Below are 18143 nucleotides of genomic sequence, written 5' to 3'. Positions count from 1 at the left end.
GGTCCGCCGAGGCGCGTATGCCCGGGCTAGGCCCCTTGAAGGTCTATATGCTCGTGAAGGACAAGGCCGATATCGGCAAGGTGCGGGAGGCGGTGGCGGATAACGTGCGTCGCTTCAACCAATCGTTGAACGTGGATGGTAAACGTGAGTTCTCCCTTCTTGGGCAGCCGGATCGCCATTGGGAGAGTATCTTCCGGTATTGGTCGAACGTGGAGCCGGATATCGTGGGAGACTTGAGCCGTTATGGGGTGATTTTCCTGCTCCTGCTGCTCGTCCCCGCCGTCAGCCTCTCGGGCATGGCCGATTCCCGTATGGAGCGGCGTCTGGGCGAGCTGGGCGTGCGGCGTGCTTTCGGGGCTCCCAAGGGGGCGTTGATCGGGCAGGTCTTGATGGAGAACTTCCTGTATACGCTGCTGGGCGGCTTGGTGGGACTCCTGTTCTCCTTCCTGTTGGTGACGTTCGCCAGTTCGTGGGTCTTCAAGATCGGCAAGGGGTTTTCGGATGCCGCCCCGGATGGCGTGGACGTATCGCTCTCCATGGGGATGCTGTTCAACCCGTGGGTCTTCTTGATCGCCTTGTGCGTATGTTTCCTGTTAAACCTGATGTCGGCGTTGTGGCCCGCTTGGCGTGCGTCAAGGCGACCTATCGTTGATTCGTTGAACGCTTAAATGGAGGGAAGAAAGATATGTGGAAAATAACTTGGATACAATTGATGAACCGCTGGCGTAGCAACGTGTGGGTGTGTGTGGAGTTGCTGCTCGCCTTTTGCCTAGCGTGGTACATGGTGGATTACTTCTTCGTGGAGATCTATAACCGTAGCCTCCCCTCCGGACGTGGCTACGCGAATGTCTGGCAGGTAGAAATGGGCCTCTTGCCGGAAACCTCCCCCGACTATCGAGCCGCCGAGAGCGACTCGATCGCCATGCTGGGAAATTATGAGCGGATAAAAGACCGCTTGCGTGATTATCCGGGAGTGCAGGCGATGGGCGCGGCCTCGGGCTGTTACTCCACGCCTTATACGGGCTGTTATTACGGTATCGGTTTGGCGAACGCGGCCGATACGAGTAAGCGGGAAGCGGTCATGAGGTATGAGATAGATCCTACCACGGATTTCCTGTCGGTCTTCAACCATTCGTACGCCAAAGACGGCCGTCCGGTATCTACATCCGATTTTGATTGGGGAGACCCCCGCGCTATAGTAACCACCCGGATGGTGGAGCGAAAGGTATTTGGAGAGGCATCCGCCGTTGGGCGTGAGGTGAAAGACCCTTTCGACGAGGAGGGCCCGACTTATATCGTAAAGGGCGTATTAGAGGATATCAAGCGTTTTGACAATAGCCTACCCCAAGGTGCCGCCTTCTTGGCGATCCGTCCCTCGGCGGAGGAGATCCCCGAGATGAATTATTTCATACGGATCGATCCTGCCGTGGTAGGCCCTCGTTTCGCCGATACGTTCCGGGAGAAGATGAGCCGTGAGCTTCGGGTGGGGAACTTCTACCTGAAACGCCTGACCTCCTATGAACGGATCAAGGCCGATACCGATTATTCCTTTGGCATTACCTACGATTACCGGGTCCGTATGGCGTTGATGGCCTTCTTGGGACTGAATATCCTGCTTTGCGTGATGGGTACGTTCTGGTACCGGGTGCGGATGCGCCGGGGAGAGATCGGGTTGCGCATGGCGATCGGTTCGCCCCGTGAAGAGATACGTAGCCAGATGGCTCGTGAGGGCATATGCCTGTTACTCATGGCTACCCCGCTCGCTTTGTTGATAGAGGCTCAATTCGTGATGGTCGGCTTCTTGGACATCCCCAAAGGGACCTTGCCGGAGCATTACTGGCCGGCGATCCTGCCGCTCCGTTTCTTGCTGGTGAATATCTTGACATGGATACTGCTGGCTATCGTCATCCTGCTTGCCGTCTGGCTCCCCGCCAGCAAGGCCGCCGAGATGGAGCCGGCCGAGGCGCTGCGGTATGACGGATAACAGATAATGCCCCGTCTCCCACCGACTGAATCGTATAATTAAATCAAATGAATATGTACAAGATCTATCTAAAACAAGCCTGGGCCTTATTGAAAGAGAACAAGCTCCTTTCCGGAGTCTCTATCTTCGGTACGGCCTTGGCGATTTGCATGATCATGGTGATCGTGATCGTATGGCAGATGCGTACCGCCAATTACTCACCGGAAGACTATCGGGACCGGATGATGTACGTCAGTGATACCCGTGCCTCCTACAAAGAGAACGAATCTTATAACGACTGCTACCTTCTTGCTTCCCGGGTGGTGAAAGATTGTTTCTATCCCTTGCGCTCTGCCGAGAAGGTGGGCATGGCCTATCATGGCGTGCAACGCTTGGCGGCAGTGGTGGATCATACGGTGGAGTTCAAGTGCGACGTGACCTTTACGGACGCGGCGTTCTGGAATATCTTCAACTTTCGCTTCCTCTCCGGTAAGCCTTATGGCGAGGAAGAAGTGCAAAGTGGCATCATGGATGCTGTGGTAAGCGAGTCCGTGGCACGTCGGCTCTATGGCACGACCGGGGTCGTAGGCCGTACCGTCGAGATCAGCTACGTGCCCTATACCATCCGTGCCGTCGTGCGGGATGTCTCCCTGCTGGCCGAGTCTGCCTATGGCGATGTCTGGCTGCCTTATACCACGGACAATTCTTTGTATGATGATAGTTCCGACCGTCTCATCGGGGGGTTCCGTTGTTATATCCTCGCTAGTTCGTCCGCCGACTTTGGCGCGATCCACTCCGAGGCCGAGGCGAATATCGCTCGCCTGAACGAATCACAGAGCACGCACCTGCTGAGAATCGGAGGTGCGCCCGATACCCATTTGGGTGATTTGGCTCGCGAGGACGCTTTCTCTGAGCCGAATGTACGGGAACTGGTCCTGAAATATGTTATCATCGTTCTTGTCCTTTTGCTGATCCCTGCCATCAACATGAGCGGTATCACGCAAAGCCGGATGCGTAAACGTATGGCGGAGATCGGGGTGAGGAAGGCGTTCGGGGCGACACGCTCGGAATTACTGACGCAGGTACTCTACGAGAATCTGTTGCAGACCTTGCTGGGAGGTGTGTTAGGTTTGTTTTTCTCATACGCCTCCGTACTGCTCTTGTCCGATTGGTTGCTAGATACGGGCACGGCATCGATGGGTATCGGTCGCACCTTCGTCAATGCGGAGATGATGTTCAATCCATTGATCTTCCTTTATGCGTTCCTTGCTTGTCTTGCGTTGAACCTGCTGAGCGCCGGCATCCCGGCTTGGCGAGCCTCACGGATGCGTATCATCTCGGCTCTCAACGAGAATGTTCATTAATCTCCCGCATTGGATGATAGCTATACTAAAATAATAGAAAGATATGATACGACATTTATTACAATTGATCTGGAACCAGCGCAAGCAAAACGCTTGGTTGTGGGCTGAGTTATTGCTGGTCTCGGTCTTCCTTTGGTTCCTTGTGGACTACCTGTATGTGATGGGGCGCACGTATACGGCTCCTCTGGGCTTCGATATCCGGCATACGTACAGCATCGTGATCAGCAGCCTCTCGGAAAGAAGCCCGGATTATATCCCGAAGGAGAAGCGGGAGCGGCCGGATGGTGTTCATCTGCTGACGGCGTTGGATCGCATCCGCACCTATCCCGGCGTGGAATCGGCCTGCCTTACGGATGGGGGGATGCCTTATTATATGGGAAGCCGTAACCTCGTTTGGCGGATTGATACGTTGCAAGTGCCCTGCCGCTATGCTTTCGTCACCCCGGAGTTCTTCGACGTGTTCCGTATCTATGATAAGGACGGCAAGACGGCTTCCTTGAAACGGGCCATCGAGGATAACAACTCCATCGTAATCTCCGCCGACGTGGAGACGATGAATCCCGGCCTTTCCCTCCTCGGGCAAAAGGCGTACAGGGGGAATGTGACCGACGAGATCGAGGAGACGATCCGTGGTATCAGCGTCCCCATCCGCCGTCATGAGTACACCAAGGCGGAACCCAACGTCTATAGGGCCCTGCGGCTAAGCCGGATGGAGGAAGGATACTATGAGGGGATGATAGATGCCGTGCGACTCTGCGTACGTGTCCGTCCGGATGTCGATAATGCTGATTTCCCCGCACGCTTCCGCAAGGATATGGCCGAACAGCTTCGGCTAGGCAACCTCTATCTGCTAGACGTACAGCCCTTGTCATATATTCGCGACGGTTATATCCGTTCGATCGGCGTAGAGAACGAGGTGAAAACCCGTGTGGCGGTAGCCTGCTTCCTATTGGCGAATATATTCCTCGGTATCATCGGTACCTTCTGGTTCCGTACGGAATATCGCAAAGGCGAGATGGGGCTTAGGATGGCCTTAGGCTCTACCCGCCGTCAGTTGAACTCGATCATGGTGGGAGAGGGTGTCTTGCTGCTGGTCTTGGCGTTCATCCCGTCCTTAGTCATCAGCTTCAACATCGCCCATATGGATTTGATAGATACCTATCAGCTTCCGTTCACGTGGCTGCGCTTCGCGATTTGCGGAGGGATTACGTTTGTCTTGATCGTCCTCATGATCATCTGTGGCGTATGGTATCCTGCCCGCTCGACAGCCCGCTTGGAGCCGGCGGAGGCTCTGCATTACGAGTGATCAGGGTAGCGTAGCCTGCTTTCGGGAGTGTCCGATAACGAGCCAGATGTTCGTTATCGGACACTTTTTTATGATATGGCTGTTGATATACAGCTACTTACGTCTTTGGCACAGCATTTGCTAATAGATAGATAACAGTCATAAAAACGAACACATATGTATAGGCAATATTTTAGACAAGCTCTACAGATGCTGAAAGAAAGCCCTTTCTTCAGCGTGATTACCATTCTGGGCACGGCCTTGGCGATCTGCATGATCATGGTGATGGTCATTGTCTTCGAGATACAAAATAAAGGCTTCAAGCCGGAGTTGAACCGGGATCGGACGCTTTATGTGAAGGACGTGGCGATCACGCATAAGAATGAGGAGGATGGCGGTATGAACTATTCCCTTGTCGGTGGCCGTGTGGCTAAGGAGTGCTTCTTTACGCTGAAAACCCCGGAGGCCGTCAGCATGCAATTGATGCGGATGCAAACGCTGGTCACTTCCACGGATCAAACGAGACGGATGAAATGCGATCAGATACGGACCGACGAGGGCTTCTGGAAGATCTTCGATTTCGAGTTCTTGGCGGGAAAACCATTCCTGCGGAGCGATGTGGAGAGTAATATCAAGAAAGCGGTGATCAGTCGCAGGTTGGCACTCCGTATATTCGGGTTGGCAGACGAGAGCGTGATCGGGCAAACGATATTGGTGGCACGCCGTCCATATGTGGTTGGCGGTATCGTGGAGGACGTATCTCCTCTCGCCAACCGTGCGTATGCCCAGATCTGGATTCCTTATGCTCAATCCGATGTGGATCGGCTGATAAACGAGGAGACATTGGAGGGTCTGATCGGTAGTTATCGGGTCTTGATATTGGCTCGCTCAAGCGGTGACTTCAACAAGATCAAGACCGAGGTGGAGCAAAACGTAGCCCGGTTTAATAATTCCTTGCAAGAACTCAAGATTGACTTGATGAAGCAGCCGGATACGCAGATGGAGAGCCGCCTTCGCTTGTGGAGTAATGTCGTGCCCGACGTGCCGAGAATGTTGGGGCAGTATGCGTTGGTCTTGATCGTCTTGCTTCTGGTCCCGGCTATGAACCTCAGCGGGCTTACCGCGTCGAGGATGCAGAAACGCATGGGGGAGCTGGGGGTACGGAAAGCGTTTGGTGCGAACCGTGGCACGTTGATACGGCAGGTACTGGCGGAGAATCTCGCCGTGACGTTATTGGGCGGGGTGTTGGGATTGCTGTTCTCCTATGTGGCGGTCTTCTTGCTTAAGGATTGGCTGCTAGGCTCGTTCGAGCTGGCTTCCTTGAATAGCGGCCTGACGTTGAGCGCGGGGATGTTGATCCGTCCGGCTATATTCTTCTTTGCTTTCCTGTTCTGTTTATTACTGAATCTGCTGAGTGCGGCTATCCCGGCGTGGAACGCCTCTAGCGGGAATATAGTGGATTCATTGAATGATAAGTAATAACCGGTTTTGTTAATTCTATAATTCGTCACTGATATGATAAAGCATCTAGTAAAGATCATCTGGAACCAACGTAGGCGCAATGGATGGATGGCCGCCGAGATCCTGCTGGTATTCGTGGTTCTGTGGTACATAATCGATTCGCTAATGGCGGTTGGGAAAGTCTTCTTCGCCCCGATGGGATGGGATATCGACCATGTCTATTGGATCTCGATGGGCGTGGAGGAGGTAGACCGGAACGAGATGGATTCTACCTATCGATACGTCACTTCCGGACGCAGCATGCTGACGGCGATCGACCGTATCAAGACCTGCCCGGGTGTGGAGGCGGTGGGCGCGGGGCTGATGTCCATGCCGCATACGGGAGAGAACCGGTACATGCAGGTAGACGTGAACGATTCTATAAATGTTGAGTACGTGAAGCTACTGGAAGTGACATCCGGTTTTCTGGAGGTGTTTAATTTCCGTCCCATGGAGGGCGAGAAGAAGGATTGGGAAGAGATGCTGAACGGGCGTCAGGTCGTTCTTTCCGCCGGCCTGTTTAGGGAATTTCAGGAGAAAGGCGGCAAACGGGATGAGGGGATTTCCTTCTGGGGGGATAGGCGATCGATCGGTGGGGTTACCGCCGATTTCCGTGCCGACCGTTTCACGAAAAGCTGTAGCTGGCTGTTCATGCCTTTGACGGATGAGGAGATCGCCGAGGACGATACCGATTTCCATGTGAAGATCGCCGTCCGGGTAAACCCTTCTGCGGATCATGATTTCCCGGAGTTCTTCGTGAAGCAAATGGAGAAGCAACTCTCCATAGATCGTTTGTATTTGCTGGATGTCATCCCATACTCGGACTTGAGATATAGCATGGAATTAAGGAATGGCGTAAAATCCGAGTTGCAGAACCAGATAGCCGTGATGGGATTCTTGCTGTTCAATATATTCTTGGGGATCATCGGCACGTTCTGGTTCCGCACGGAACAACGGAAAGGGGAGATGGGGTTGCGGATCGCTTTGGGTTCCACCCGTTTTAGCTTAAAGGGGATCATGATTGCCGAGGGGGTATTATTGTTGACATTGATCGCTGTCCCGGCCTTATTGATCTGTTTTAATCTTCATGTGTCGGAATTGACGAAAGGATTCTATATGGATTATACGATAGCCCGTTTTGCGGCGGGGTTCCTTATAACCTACTTAGTCATGGCGGTGATGATCATCTTGGGGATATGGTATCCGGCTCATCAAATGGCACGGTTGGAACCTGCGGATGCCTTACGGTATGAATAACACTTTTTGTTTAACATATTACACTTACACACAATTGAAAGCCCGGTCTTGTAGTGATACATGGCCGGGCTGTTTTCGTGTTTGGCAAAAATTCGCGAGTTAAAACGTCATTGACGCATATACCCCATAATGCCCGTCTCCCGCTACCGGGCTGATAGACAGGTTATGTTTCTTTGCGAACGGACGGGTAAAGATATAGGCGCTACCGGCGCCGATAACGGCTCCCGCCGCCACGTCCCACCAATCATGCTTCTTCCCATAGACCCGGCTCCAACCCACGTAGGTAGATACCGCATAAGCCGGAATACCCCATTTCCATCCATAACGCCTTTGGATAAAAGCGGCTCCCGCAAAGGATACGGAGGTATGCATGGATGGGAACGAATGATTATCGCTGAAGTCGGGCCGCTCTTTCTTCACTAGGTATTTCAGCGCATAGGTTACGCCCAATGTCGTAACCCCGGTGAATACGCCTTGTTTCAGCCCTTGCCAATCTTGGGTTGCCAATACGGTCGCTAGACTCGCCACCGGAGTGATAAACACCAATACGTCTCCCGAGGTCCGTACGGCTTTCCGGCTACCGGTCACCTTCAATTCTTGTCCGTTAACGGACAGGCATAGCATGAGCATTGTAATTGCGAAAAGGATATGTCTCATAGATTTAAAATATAGTTGCTATTTTAGGTATAAAAATGACGAACCCGACGATTGCTGCCGCTATCGCCATCAATAATACAGCTCCCGCCGCCAAGTCTTTCGTTCGCTTGATAGCCTCATTATACTCAGGGGAGACCAAATCTGCTAGGGCCTCGATGGATGAATTGACCGCCTCGGCAGCTAATACCGCTCCGATCACGATCGTTACTGCGATCCATTCCATGCGGGAAAGTCCAAATACCATTCCGGCGATAAGTACGCAAACTGCCGCGAAACAATGGATCCAAGCGTTATGCTCCTTCGTGATCAATAGCTTGATTCCGTTGAAAGCGAATTTAAAGCTTCTGGCTCTCTTTCGAAATGTGAAACCGTCATTCTTCATTTTTATAGCATCTCTTATTGAGGAGGGCAAATATAGGTATTTTTTGCCTTTATCGCATATCCTGACGAACAAACAGGATATTCACCTTTCATATTCCGCAATTCGTCAAGATTACTTGTTGGTTTTTATCTGGAACGATAACTTCGTTGATTAAAAAAGTACCTGTGATATGAGCATAGATCAAAGTAAAAGAATAAATTTATGGCTTGAAATCAGATATGAAGATAAAATATAACTTTCTAAGTCCGTTGCTAATGGCGATATTGACGATCTGTTGCCTGTGGATTGTTACGGATGTCGCTTATGGTGTCCGCATGTGGGAACTGGGAGTGGACGCGTGGATCGGGCGTATCAAGGCCCTTGCTATTATATTGATCGGCGTTAGCTTATCTTATTTGTTTTTTAATTACTTGGCTAATACTTTTTTAGATAGGAATAAAGAGCGGAGGTCCCGCCCGGTATTCCGGGAATATCTATGGGTGGTCTTGTTTAATTTAGTCGTGCTCAATATCGGCTTATATATCGTGATCTATTCTATAAATGGAACGACCTATCGGTGGGGAGAGGCGTTAATGATCAATGCGGTAGCTGTGCCGATCTTTCTCCTATACTATTTCTTGATCCGTAATAATATATTAGCCAAACGCTATTCGGAGAAAATCGTTCAATTGGAGAAACTGAGAGTAGATCAGCTGGAAACGCAATTGAAGCTGCTGAAGATGCAATACCATCCCCATTTCCTGTTTAATGCCTTGAATACGATCTATTTCTTGATCGATGAGGAAAATGAGGAAGCGATTGAGGCTGTAGAGTTACTTTCGGACTTACTCCGTTATCAATTATATGATATAAATACGAAAGTGACGATCGAAGAGGAGATTGATTATTTGCGAACATATATTCAATTCCAGCGACTTCGTATGACGAAACGCTTACAGTTCGAGGAGTCCTTTGACCCGGAATTGACCGGACAAAAAATACATCCGTTGCTTTTCCAGCCATTATTGGAGAATGCGTTTAAATATATAGGCGGAGCGTATCGGATACAAGTATCTATGCGGAAAGAGGGGGCAAAGGTCTGTTTGGGGGTAAGCAATACTTTCAATCCGGATTTCTTGGAACAAAGAAAGGGGAAAGGCATTGGGATCGACAATCTGAGAAAACGGTTGGAACTATTGTACCCGGATAAACATGAGTTACGTATAAAAAAAGACAATACCCGTTTTAGGGTTGAGTTATGTATTGATTTATCAGAATAATATGGAAATAAAGTGTATCATAACGGATGATGAGCCAATCGCCAGAAAAGGACTTCGGCGACACATCGGTAAAATTGATTTTCTGACCATCGTCGGAGAATGTGAGGACGCTATACAACTCAATAATATGCTGAATTCGGTTCAGGCGGATTTGCTTTTTCTGGATATAGAGATGCCGGATATGTCCGGACTGGACTTCTTGGAGAGTGCTCAGAACGCTCCTAAGGTAATTATCACCTCGGCATACGAGCGGTATGCGTTGAGAGGATATGAGTTTGACGTGGTGGACTATTTATTGAAACCAATCTCTTTTTCCCGTTTCCTGAAATCGGTCAATAAAGCACATGCGTTGATGGAATCTACATCGAAAAGCGAGGAGCCCGCTTATATCTTCGTCAAGACGGAGAAGCAACTTAAAAGGCTTTATTTAAAGGAGATTCAATTTATAGAGGGCATGGAGAACTATATTGTTATCCATACCCTCACTTCCAAAGAGATCGTTCATCTCCGGTTGAAGAGTATACAGGAAACGCTGCCGGCACAAATTTTTATGCAAGTGCACCGCTCTTTCATCGTAAATCTTTCTTATGTACAAGCGATAGAAGGAAATCTATTAATCATTGGGGAGCATAAAATCCCGGTGTCGCGTCCTTTACGGGAAGAGGTATATAAATCGATCGTCAATAATCAACTCATTCAAAGATAAGTATCCAAAAACGAACACACTGTTCATTATCGAACACTTTAAATATTCCTATTTATCGGATTATCAATAGTATATGTTTTTGGCATGCCTTTTGCCTTAGGCAGGGTAAAAAAACTTATACTAAGATGAGAAGGATCTATATAGCGATGTGTTGTCTGTGGGCGGGGATTTCGGGAGTATGTGCCCAAGACAATACGAATAAAGTTCGAATAACCCTGCGGCAAGCGATCCAGATCGCACAGCTTCAATCCGTAGACGCTGCCGTGGCGCTCAATGAGTTGCGAACGGCCTATTGGGAATTCCGTACGCATCGGGCGGATCAGTTGCCGGAAGTGATATTTACGGGGACTCTGCCTTCATATAGCAAGCAATACTCGAAGTACCAGCAATCGGATGGTTCTTATACCTATGTGCAAAACAATGCCTTAGGCTTAAATGGAGAGATCTCTATCGCCCAGAACATAGCCTTGACCGGAGGTAAGATCGCCTTGAATACCTCCTTGGATTTTACCCGTCAGCTAGGTAGTGGCGCTTACAACGAGTTTATGAGCGTACCTGTTAGTTTGACATTGACGCAACCGATCTTCGGCGTGAATGACCAAAAATGGAAACGTCGTATCGAGCCTGTTCGTTACCAAGAGGCTAAGGCCGCTTATATGGAGAACGTGGAGAATGTAACGATCGCTACCATCACGAATTACTTCAACTTACTGTTGGCGGAAGATAATCTGGATATCTGTAATCAGAACTTGCTGAACGCCAATAAACTCTATGACATAGCGGTAGCGAAGCGTAAGATCGGGCATATCTCGGAGAGCGAGTTGATGCGTTTGAAACAGTCGGCCTTGCAAGCGAAAGGTAAGCTAACCGAGGCCCAATCCAATTATAACGCGATGATGTTCAAGCTCCGTTCCTTTTTAGGGATGAGCGAGCAAGACGTGATCGAGCCTGTTCTTCCCGAGGCGATAGAAGGGGTCCGTATGGATTATCAGGCGGTATTGGAGAAGGCTCAAGAAAATAACTCATTCTCAAAGAATATCATGCGCCGCCAGTTGGAAGCGGATTATGATGTGGCGACCGCCAAGGGAAACCGTCGAAGTATTAACCTGTTTGCCTCCGTGGGTTATACCGGTAAGGATATGTCCATGCGAGGAGCTTACAACCCGTTGAAAGATAACCAGATCGTAGAGGTCGGGCTTTCGATTCCTATCTTGGACTGGGGAAAACGGAAGGGAAAGGTAAAAGTAGCCGAATCGAATCGGGATGTCGTACTTTCCAAGATCCGTCAGGAGCAAATGGATTTTAATCAAGATATCTACCTCTTGGTGGAGAATTTCAATAATCAAGCCGCTCAATTGGAGATAGCCGCCGAGGTGGACACGTTGGCGGAAAAGCGCTACAAGACCTCGATCGAGACTTTCATGATCGGAAAGATCGATATCCTAGACTTGAATGACGCCCAGAGTTCGAAGGATGACGCGAAGCAAAAGCATATCCAAGAACTGTATTATTACTGGCGTTATTTTTATAACATCCGTAGTATAACATTGTATGATTTCTTGAATAATCGTACATTAGATGCCGATTTCGAGGAAATCGTGAAACGATAAATTGATTATATGATACTGATAATAGATGATGATGCGGCTGTTCGTTCCTCGCTTACATTCATGCTAAAACGTGCGGGTTTCCGGCCGGAGGCGGTTCCGGGGCCGAAGGAGGCCTTGGAGGTGGTCCGTGCCACGGCGCCGGAGCTGATCTTGATGGATATGAACTTCACGTTGACTACCACGGGCGAGGAGGGGATTCAATTATTGAGACAGGTGAAGATCTTTCGTCCCGATGTACCCGTGATCTTGATGACCGCTTGGGGATCGATCTCTTTGGCCGTGCAGGGAATGCAAGCCGGAGCCTTCGATTTTATCACGAAGCCTTGGAATAACTTGGTATTATTAAAATCGATCCGGACCGCCTTGGAACTGAGCGAGCAGAAGAAGGAGGCAAACGCTCCCTTGAACCGTTCGGATGCCGATCATAAATTTCATTTTGATAAGATCGTGGGGCAAAGTGCCGCTTTGATGGATGTCTTGGGGACGGTCTCGCGTATCGCTCCGACAAACGCCTCTGTCTTGATTACCGGCGAGAGCGGTACGGGTAAAGAGCTGATAGCGGAAGCGATCCATGCGAATAGCCCCCGGTCGAAAGAGGCTTTCGTAAAAGTAAACCTAGGCGGACTTTCCCAAAGTCTTTTTGAGAGCGAGATGTTCGGACATAAGAAGGGGGCTTTTACGGACGCGTACATGGATCGGGTAGGGCGTTTCGAGATGGCGAACAAAGGTACGATCTTCTTGGATGAGATCGGCGATTTGGAACTGTCTTGCCAAGTAAAGCTGCTTCGGGTATTGCAAGACCAGACCTTTGAGGTCTTGGGGGATAGCCGTCCCCGGAAGGTGGATATACGGGTCGTAAGCGCTACAAACCGGGATTTACGATCGATGGTGGCGGACCGTACGTTCCGTGAGGATCTTTTTTACCGGATCAATTTGATCACGGTGCATTTACCCGCCTTACGTGAGCGAAGGGAGGATATCCCATTGCTGGCCCGGTATTTCGCGGATAAGCAATCGGAGATCAATGGGCTACCGAGGGTGGAGTTCTCATCGGATGCCCAGACCTATTTAAGCCGTCTCCCTTTTCCCGGTAATATCCGTGAGTTGAAGAACTTGGTGGAGCGGACGATCCTTGTGTCGGGTAAGACGCTTTTGGATACCGCTGATTTCGAGGTTCATTGCATGAATACATCCGGTGCTAAATCGACGATTCCGCCTTCTTTGGAGGGCTTGACCTTGGATGAGTTGGAGAAGCAAACCATCTTACGCTCCTTGGAAGCGCATGGAGGTAATTTATCGCATGTCGCTACGGCGTTGGGAATCAGTCGTGCCGCCTTGTACCGGAGATTAGAGAAATACGGAATCCCGATCGATAAATAAGAAGAGGCAAGGATGAGGCTGAAAGGACTATTCTGGATATTGACGACGCTGCTGTTGACTATATTGGCGGTGGTGACTTATTATGTCTTTTATACGTCTTCTATCCGGATGTTTTTCGCGGTAGAAGCCTTGGTCTTGCTTACGATCATCTATTTATTTGTCTTTTATCGCCGTATCATAAAGCCCTTGCATATCATCGGTAACGGTATGGAGTTATTGAAAGAGCAAGACTTTAGTTCCCGCTTGGGAAAGGTCGGGCAAACGGAGGCGGACCGGGTGGTCGATGTGTTTAATAAGATGATGGAGCAGTTGAAGAATGAGCGTTTGCACCTCCGGGAGCAAAACCATTTCTTGGACTTGCTGGTCAACGCCTCTCCGATGGGAGTGATCATCTTGAACTTGGATGAAGAGATTCTATCCATGAACCCGGCCGCATGTAAATTGTTTGGTGCGCAAAGCTCGGAGGATATGGTGGGAAAACGTTTTCTTCAACTAGATTCTCCCTTGGCGGAAGAATTGGTACGGGTTCCGATGTATCAAGCGCAAACCGTTCGGTTGAACGACGCTAATATTTATAAATGTACGCATTCCTCATTTGTGGACCGAGGCTTTCACCACCCGTTTTATTTGATAGAGACGTTGACCCAAGAGGTGTTCAAGGCCGAGAAGAAAGCGTATGAGAAAGTGATACGTATGATCTCTCATGAGGTGAATAATACGACTGCGGGTATCACCTCTACCTTGGATACGTTGGAGTCTACTTTCAGCGGGATGGAAGATATGGAGGATGTCTGCGAGGTTTTGCGGGTCTCCATAGAACGCTGCTATAGCATGAGCCATTTCATCACCAATTTCGCCGATGTGGTGCGTATACCCGAACCCCAAAGTCGTCCGCAAGAATTGAACCAAGTGGTGTCCGCTTGTAAACGCTTTATGGAGACAGTTTGCCAGAACCGGAATATCGAGATTGTTATGGATCTGAGCGAGGAATCTCCAGTCGTGAATTTGGATAATTCATTATTCGAGCAAGTCTTGGTCAATATTATCAAGAATGCCGCCGAATCCATCGACCGGGACGGAAAGATCTATATCCGGACGACAGTGCGTCCTACCTGCTTGGAGATAGCCGATACGGGCAAGGGCATCGACAAGGAAACGGAAACGAAACTGTTCAGCCCGTTCTTCTCTACGAAACCGAACGGACAAGGTATCGGCTTGATCTTTATCCGTGAGGTGCTGTTAAAACATGATTGCCGATTCTCTCTCCGCTCTTACGCAGATGGATTGACAAGGTTTAAGATTTGGTTTAGTTGAAATAATCCCTTTATGGTTTGAGGTTTTTCCCTTGTAGGCTAAGGCTGTATCCTTACAGGTGTTAGCCTTTTTGTCTGCTTGTATTCATCATGCAACAGCCGTTGCATGATCATCTACCAACTGTTGCACGATCTTCTACCAGTCGTTGCATGATCGTCCAACAGTTGATAGATGATGGATGTCTCTAGAGGAAAAGTCTAAAGATAGGGATGGAAAGGACTAAAGGATACGGAGGTTTTGGGCAAGCTGTACTGGATTTTATACTATCTTTGGGCCGTATAAATGCAATAGAAATCTAATCTTGAATATCATGAAGAAAGTAGTATCTGTATTATTTATCCTTGCGATTATCGTATTTTCTGTATTAATGGTAAGCTATTCGAGTGATCAAAAGCCGGAGAAAGTTCTTCGCCATGTTGTTATGTTCGGTTTTAAGCCGGATGTGTCCGAGGCGCAGGTGAAAGAGGTTGAGGATGCCTTTTGTAAGTTGCCTTCTCAAATCGACTTGATCAAAGGATATGAGTGGGGAACGGATTGTAGTCCGGAGGGATTGCAACAGGGCTTGACTCATTGCTTTTTCTTGACTTTTCATTCGGATGCGGATCGGGACGCCTATTTGGTACATCCGGCGCATAAAGCATTTGGCAAGGTGTTAGGAGGGAAGGCATCGGCGGTTACGGTGTTGGATTATTGGACGAAATAAAAAGAATGGGCGGGATGAATCGATGAGTCACCCCGCCCGTTTTTATATTCCTTAGTTACTTTATATTATAACCATTGATTCATGAACTGATCCATCTCTTCCGCATGGGCTTCCAGGCTTTGAAGTAGCTTGAATTGGGCTTTCGTACGGATTAAGTTATGTTTCGGGCTATGGATCTTGTAATAGGTATCGCCGTTGATATAATCGGTTAAGAAACGAACGGTCTGCATATAAGTCAATAAGCGTCCACCGTAAGGTAGCAATTTGATCTCGGTAGGAGTTAAGAACGCCTTGGCCTTTTCCATGTATCCACGGGTATAGGCTTTGAATATCTCCATATTAACGTTTACGTTATCCAGATTCTCATCGTCCTCGGCACCCGTATTGGCTCCGGTACGGATAAAGTCGCCGATATCGGAAAGGACGAAGCCCGGCATCACGGTGTCCAAGTCGATCACGCAAAGCACCTTGTCGCTATCAGCGTCAAACATCATATTGTTAACTTTTGTATCGCAATGGTTCGTGCGTTTCTTCAATTGGCCCTCACGGTACAGGCGTTCTTGAATGCACATCGCTTCGGCACGTTTCTCGATCTCCTCTACCAAATCTTTCACTTCTTCCAACCGGCCTGCCGGATTAGCGGCTACAGCCTCATGGAATTGTCGCAAGCGGAACTCCATATTATGGAAATCCGGGATGGTCTCGCCCAGCGTACCCTCGGGTATATCGGACAACATGGTCTGGAAATCACCGAACGCTTTGCCAGCCTCATAAGAAAGCTCAGGAGTTACTTCCTCATAGCTTTTGCTGCGAGGGATGAATAGGCATACCCGCCAATAACTATCTCCATCGAAATAATATTTTTTCCCGTCTTTAGTCGGCAAGAAGGTTAATACCTTACGGTCGATATCCGTTTCACCTTTTTCCTCCAGCTTTTTGCGGATATGAGTGGTAACCACATGGATGTTATTTTGCAGCATATCCACATTGGTGAAGATTAAATGGTTGATACGCTGTAGCACGTATTTGATCTCCCCTTTCTCGTTGGTCACTTTCAATGTATCATTAATGTGTCCGTTTCCGAATGGTTCAGCGGAAACTACTTTCTCGTCCAACTGGAACTGATCCAAGATGTTTAGTAATTGTTCTTTCGTTTTTGCCATGATATTTCATTATGTTAACTCCGGCAAAGATACAAAAAAAGGCCACGATACAAATCGTGACCTTTTTTTATTTCTTAAAGAAAGAAATCTTATTTCTTGTTACGGTTACCATAACGGCTCATGAACTTATCAACACGTCCGGCTGTATCGACCAACTTAGACTTACCAGTGTAGAACGGGTGAGAAGTGTTAGAGATCTCGACCTTTACCAACGGATAAGTTACGCCGTCGATCTCGATCGTCTCTTTAGCGTTAATAGTAGAACGAGTGATGAATACATCATCGTTTGACATGTCCTTAAATACTACAGGACGATAATTTTCAGGATGAATACCTTTTTTCATTGCTTTATTATCTATTTTAATTTATACTCTGTATATATTTGGTAACCGGTATTTTGGCTTGCAAAGGTAAGGGTTTGCCACAAACAAACAAAGAAAATCGTATTATTTTTTTCAAGGGCGTTGATTTTGTGTTATTTTATATGCTTTGAAGCATCATTTGTCGTGAATCTTGATTATCTTTGTGCAAGTTTTTAATCATTAACGTAATAACATAATAACAACTATGGTAAATTACAAAGATTTGGGCTTGGTGAACACAAAAGAAATGTTCGCTAAGGCTATCAAGGGCGGATATGCTATCCCTGCTTTCAACTTCAATAACATGGAACAGATGCAGGCTATCATCAAGGCTGCTGTAGAGACAAAATCTCCGGTTATTTTGCAAGTTTCAAAGGGCGCTCGCCAGTACGCAAACGCTACTTTGCTTCGTTACATGGCACAGGGTGCTGTTGAATATGCTAAGGAATTAGGTTGCCCGAATCCTCAGATCGTTCTTCACTTAGACCATGGTGATACGTTTGAGACTTGCAAGAGCTGTATCGACTCTGGCTTCTCATCTGTAATGATCGACGGTTCTCACCTTCCTTATGAAGAGAACATCGCTTTGACTAAGAAAGTTGTTGAGTACGCTCATCAATTCGATGTAACTGTAGAAGGCGAGCTTGGTGTATTGGCAGGTGTTGAGGATGAGGTTTCTTCAGACCACCACACTTATACCAATCCTGAGGAAGTTATCGACTTCGCTACTCGTACGGGCTGCGATTCTTTGGCTATCTCAATCGGTACTTCTCACGGTGCTTATAAGTTCACTCCGGAGCAATGTACGATCGACCCTGTTACAGGTAAGATGGTTCCTCCTCCATTGGCATTCGACGTTTTGGACGCTGTTATGGAGAAACTTCCGGGATTCCCTATCGTTCTTCACGGTTCTTCTTCTGTTCCTCAGGAAGAGGTTGAGACTATCAACAAATTCGGTGGCGCTTTGAAGGCTGCTATCGGTATTCCTGAAGAGTGGTTGCGTAAGGCTGCTAAATCTTCTGTATGTAAGATCAATATCGACTCAGACTCTCGTTTGGCGATGACTGCCGCTATCCGCAAGACTTTCGCTGAGAAACCGGCTGAATTCGATCCTCGTAAATATCTGGGCCCGGCTCGTGATAACATGGAGAAACTTTACAAACACAAGATCATCAACGTTCTTGGTTCTAACGACAAGTTATAATCGGAAGTTTCTTGATATAAATAAAGAAAGCCAT

At 48.4% G+C, this 18143-nt stretch carries 17 protein-coding genes; 13 read left to right on the top strand and 4 right to left on the bottom strand.

What is annotated here, in order from left to right; genetic code table 11:
- From QVP94_RS04435 to QVP94_RS04410, 6 genes are all read left to right on the top strand, one after another.
- Positions 1-668 (top strand): ABC transporter permease (locus QVP94_RS04435; protein ID WP_288213173.1); only part of this gene is annotated, 668 nt, incomplete at its 5' end.
- 17 nt (positions 669-685) lie between these two features.
- Positions 686-1984 carry an ABC transporter permease gene (locus tag QVP94_RS04430; RefSeq protein ID WP_130882321.1) on the top strand — a complete coding sequence of 433 codons (1299 nt, stop codon included), beginning with the start codon at positions 686-688 and terminating at the stop codon, positions 1982-1984.
- A 53-nt stretch (positions 1985-2037) separates the two neighbouring features.
- Complete coding sequence (locus QVP94_RS04425; protein ID WP_022192050.1) at positions 2038-3327, top strand: ABC transporter permease; 1290 nt, start codon at positions 2038-2040, stop codon at positions 3325-3327.
- A gap of 43 nt (positions 3328-3370) precedes the next feature.
- Positions 3371-4633 carry an ABC transporter permease gene (locus QVP94_RS04420; RefSeq protein ID WP_022192049.1) on the top strand — a complete coding sequence of 421 codons (1263 nt, stop codon included), beginning with the start codon at positions 3371-3373 and terminating at the stop codon, positions 4631-4633.
- 189 nt (positions 4634-4822) lie between these two features.
- The gene (locus QVP94_RS04415; protein WP_229045697.1) at positions 4823-6091 is read left to right on the top strand and encodes an ABC transporter permease; all 1269 of its coding nucleotides are present in this window, start codon (positions 4823-4825) and stop codon (positions 6089-6091) included.
- Between the two features lie 36 nt (positions 6092-6127).
- Positions 6128-7369: an ABC transporter permease gene (locus QVP94_RS04410; RefSeq protein ID WP_022192048.1), complete on the top strand. Its 1242-nt coding sequence runs from the start codon at positions 6128-6130 to the stop codon at positions 7367-7369.
- A 99-nt stretch (positions 7370-7468) separates the two neighbouring features.
- Here the strand turns inward: QVP94_RS04410 and QVP94_RS04405 are convergent, their stop codons facing one another.
- Complete coding sequence (locus QVP94_RS04405; RefSeq protein WP_005854688.1) at positions 7469-8026, bottom strand: phosphatase PAP2 family protein; 558 nt, start codon at positions 8024-8026, stop codon at positions 7469-7471.
- A 4-nt stretch (positions 8027-8030) separates the two neighbouring features.
- Entirely contained in the window at positions 8031-8408 is a 378-nt protein-coding gene (locus QVP94_RS04400; protein ID WP_005864789.1) for a diacylglycerol kinase family protein, read from the bottom strand.
- A 218-nt stretch (positions 8409-8626) separates the two neighbouring features.
- On the opposite strand from QVP94_RS04400, the gene QVP94_RS04395 reads away from it, so the two are divergent.
- The 6 genes from QVP94_RS04395 (at position 8627) to QVP94_RS04370 (ending at position 15380) form a co-directional block, all read left to right on the top strand.
- Positions 8627-9667 carry a sensor histidine kinase gene (locus QVP94_RS04395; protein WP_008780162.1) on the top strand — a complete coding sequence of 347 codons (1041 nt, stop codon included), beginning with the start codon at positions 8627-8629 and terminating at the stop codon, positions 9665-9667.
- A gap of 1 nt (position 9668) precedes the next feature.
- Positions 9669-10373, top strand: coding sequence for a LytR/AlgR family response regulator transcription factor (locus QVP94_RS04390; protein ID WP_008780163.1), 705 nt, complete (start codon positions 9669-9671; stop codon positions 10371-10373).
- Positions 10374-10498: 125 nt separating this feature from the next.
- Complete coding sequence (locus tag QVP94_RS04385; protein WP_022192046.1) at positions 10499-11983, top strand: TolC family protein; 1485 nt, start codon at positions 10499-10501, stop codon at positions 11981-11983.
- Positions 11984-11992: 9 nt separating this feature from the next.
- Positions 11993-13363: a sigma-54-dependent transcriptional regulator gene (locus QVP94_RS04380; RefSeq protein WP_022192045.1), complete on the top strand. Its 1371-nt coding sequence runs from the start codon at positions 11993-11995 to the stop codon at positions 13361-13363.
- A 12-nt stretch (positions 13364-13375) separates the two neighbouring features.
- Positions 13376-14677 carry a sensor histidine kinase gene (locus tag QVP94_RS04375; protein ID WP_005854701.1) on the top strand — a complete coding sequence of 434 codons (1302 nt, stop codon included), beginning with the start codon at positions 13376-13378 and terminating at the stop codon, positions 14675-14677.
- 310 nt (positions 14678-14987) lie between these two features.
- Entirely contained in the window at positions 14988-15380 is a 393-nt protein-coding gene (locus QVP94_RS04370; RefSeq protein WP_005854703.1) for a Dabb family protein, read from the top strand.
- A 65-nt stretch (positions 15381-15445) separates the two neighbouring features.
- Here the strand turns inward: QVP94_RS04370 and QVP94_RS04365 are convergent, their stop codons facing one another.
- Positions 15446-16543 carry a phosphotransferase enzyme family protein gene (locus QVP94_RS04365; RefSeq protein ID WP_005854705.1) on the bottom strand — a complete coding sequence of 366 codons (1098 nt, stop codon included), beginning with the start codon at positions 16541-16543 and terminating at the stop codon, positions 15446-15448.
- An 89-nt stretch (positions 16544-16632) separates the two neighbouring features.
- Positions 16633-16887, bottom strand: a complete 255-nt coding sequence (locus QVP94_RS04360; protein ID WP_005854707.1) for a type B 50S ribosomal protein L31 — start codon at positions 16885-16887, stop codon at positions 16633-16635.
- Between the two features lie 223 nt (positions 16888-17110).
- Between QVP94_RS04360 and QVP94_RS04355 the strand changes: the two genes are divergently transcribed.
- Positions 17111-18109: a class II fructose-bisphosphate aldolase gene (locus QVP94_RS04355; RefSeq protein WP_005854709.1), complete on the top strand. Its 999-nt coding sequence runs from the start codon at positions 17111-17113 to the stop codon at positions 18107-18109.
- Positions 18110-18143 lie beyond the last annotated feature (34 nt).

It is taken from the genome of Parabacteroides sp. CAG:2, from assembly GCF_000436315.1.
In the GTDB taxonomy this organism is placed as follows: Bacteria; Bacteroidota; Bacteroidia; order Bacteroidales; family Tannerellaceae; genus Parabacteroides; species Parabacteroides distasonis.
The sequence above is the reverse complement of the archived record's forward strand: the minus strand, read 5'-3'. Positions and strand labels throughout refer to the sequence as shown.

Bases quoted from the DNA above. Each gene is read 5' to 3' on its own strand.
- QVP94_RS04430 (WP_130882321.1), top strand. From the start codon at position 686: ATGTGGAAAATAACTTGGATACAATTGATGAACCGCTGGCGTAGCAAC.
- QVP94_RS04425 (WP_022192050.1), top strand. From the start codon at position 2,038: ATGTACAAGATCTATCTAAAACAAGCCTGGGCCTTATTGAAAGAGAAC.
- QVP94_RS04420 (WP_022192049.1), top strand. From the start codon at position 3,371: ATGATACGACATTTATTACAATTGATCTGGAACCAGCGCAAGCAAAAC.
- QVP94_RS04415 (WP_229045697.1), top strand. From the start codon at position 4,823: ATGCTGAAAGAAAGCCCTTTCTTCAGCGTGATTACCATTCTGGGCACG.
- QVP94_RS04410 (WP_022192048.1), top strand. From the start codon at position 6,128: ATGATAAAGCATCTAGTAAAGATCATCTGGAACCAACGTAGGCGCAAT.
- QVP94_RS04405 (WP_005854688.1), bottom strand. From the start codon at position 8,026: ATGAGACATATCCTTTTCGCAATTACAATGCTCATGCTATGCCTGTCC.
- QVP94_RS04400 (WP_005864789.1), bottom strand. From the start codon at position 8,408: ATGAAGAATGACGGTTTCACATTTCGAAAGAGAGCCAGAAGCTTTAAA.
- QVP94_RS04395 (WP_008780162.1), top strand. From the start codon at position 8,627: ATGAAGATAAAATATAACTTTCTAAGTCCGTTGCTAATGGCGATATTG.
- QVP94_RS04390 (WP_008780163.1), top strand. From the start codon at position 9,669: ATGGAAATAAAGTGTATCATAACGGATGATGAGCCAATCGCCAGAAAA.
- QVP94_RS04385 (WP_022192046.1), top strand. From the start codon at position 10,499: ATGAGAAGGATCTATATAGCGATGTGTTGTCTGTGGGCGGGGATTTCG.
- QVP94_RS04380 (WP_022192045.1), top strand. From the start codon at position 11,993: ATGATACTGATAATAGATGATGATGCGGCTGTTCGTTCCTCGCTTACA.
- QVP94_RS04375 (WP_005854701.1), top strand. From the start codon at position 13,376: ATGAGGCTGAAAGGACTATTCTGGATATTGACGACGCTGCTGTTGACT.
- QVP94_RS04370 (WP_005854703.1), top strand. From the start codon at position 14,988: ATGAAGAAAGTAGTATCTGTATTATTTATCCTTGCGATTATCGTATTT.
- QVP94_RS04365 (WP_005854705.1), bottom strand. From the start codon at position 16,543: ATGGCAAAAACGAAAGAACAATTACTAAACATCTTGGATCAGTTCCAG.
- QVP94_RS04360 (WP_005854707.1), bottom strand. From the start codon at position 16,887: ATGAAAAAAGGTATTCATCCTGAAAATTATCGTCCTGTAGTATTTAAG.
- QVP94_RS04355 (WP_005854709.1), top strand. From the start codon at position 17,111: ATGGTAAATTACAAAGATTTGGGCTTGGTGAACACAAAAGAAATGTTC.